Source organism: Lactobacillus sp. N54.MGS-719, from assembly GCF_000980505.1.
Lineage (GTDB): Bacteria > Bacillota > Bacilli > Lactobacillales > Lactobacillaceae > Lactobacillus > Lactobacillus amylovorus.
In genome coordinates, this window is sequence record NZ_LARO01000109.1 from 1 (window position 1) to 1292 (window position 1292).

2 protein-coding genes are annotated in these 1292 nt (G+C 32.9%); both read right to left on the reverse strand.

Annotation, left to right across the window (positions count from 1 at the left end; all coding sequences use genetic code 11):
* The coding region (locus WS44_RS09335; protein WP_046434105.1) for a DUF262 domain-containing protein at positions 1-632 on the reverse strand (632 nt) is incomplete at its 3' end.
* 399 nt (positions 633-1031) lie between these two features.
* A partial coding sequence (locus WS44_RS09340; protein ID WP_046434106.1) for a fibronectin type III domain-containing protein occupies positions 1032-1292 on the reverse strand: 261 nt, incomplete at its 5' end.

A 1292-nucleotide genomic window follows, 5' to 3' on the forward strand; every position in this document is an offset into this window, starting at 1 on the left:
AAGTTTCTTACTAAATCAGAAGCTGAAAGAGACACGCCAGTTGAATTAAGACTTTCAAAAATAATTTGTGGATTTTCATCCCCAGGATCATTTGTTAATTCAATATATACCATTACAAAATGATTCATAGCTTCATAAAGCTGAGGAGTATTAATTCCAGAATCAGTTATTCTCTTTTTAAAATAATTATAATTTTCTACTACTTTAGATGGGTTATTATATTCTTTACCATTCATTACAGCAAAGAAGGCATCAGCATCATGATCAACGGGCTTCAACTTAAGATGATTATTTGCATCCAAATATTTATTGGTTAAGTACTGTTCTTCAATTTCATCCTTATTTTCTGCATCAATATCAGAAATAGCCTTAAGCAATAGAGTCAAACTCATTAGTCTTTGTTGCCCATCAATAATTCGATAAATATGACTCATTTTTTTACCTGAGTCAGTAACGTAAACTACTGCACCAATAAAATGATCCTGATCTTCCTTTTCTGCTGTTAACAAGTCATTAAAAAGTTGTTCGCATTGGGGCTTGCCCCATTCATAATTCCGTTGAAAGACTGGAATTTCAAAAATAGTTTTTCCGTTTCCTAAAAAATCAAATAAGTTAATACTATCTGCCTTCAATTTAAATACTCCTATATTTACTTTATGCTATTATTATATATCTTTTGCTAACACTCTTTCCAATCATCACGAGGAATCTTCTTTTTCAGTAATTTAAATTACAGTAATCGTACTTACGATAATTATAATTACTGTAATTACGATTACTGAAAAATAAAAAGCATCCCTCTCTGGAATGCTCGTAAGCGTAAAAAACTGAAGTATCTTTCTTAGCTTCCATTTTTCGGCTATTCTTAGCTCATAAACTTAAGGAGGCAAAGAACATGCTATTACCTCCTACTCAATCTGTTTACTTATATTATAGATGATAATTTATGTATGCGTTTTCTATTTTTGCTATAAAAAAAGTCTCTTGACTAAGTCAAAATAGCCTAATCAAAAGACGTTTTTAACTATCTCCTACCTATTCGGCGTAACATCAACACGAGTCGTCTTAACCCCCGACCAATCACTGATCAAATTACTGTGGAGCGCACGGACACGAACTTCGTAAACTTGGCCCTTCTTAAAGTCTTGTCCAAAATCATTCGTTGGATCATCTACTATATCGCCGCTTCTAGCTTTGCTAAAGAAGGTTGCCCACTTACTGCTACCTTTCAATCTATACTGAATCTCATAGCTATCAGCTTCTGGGTTAACGTCCCATTCAATGTTGATATA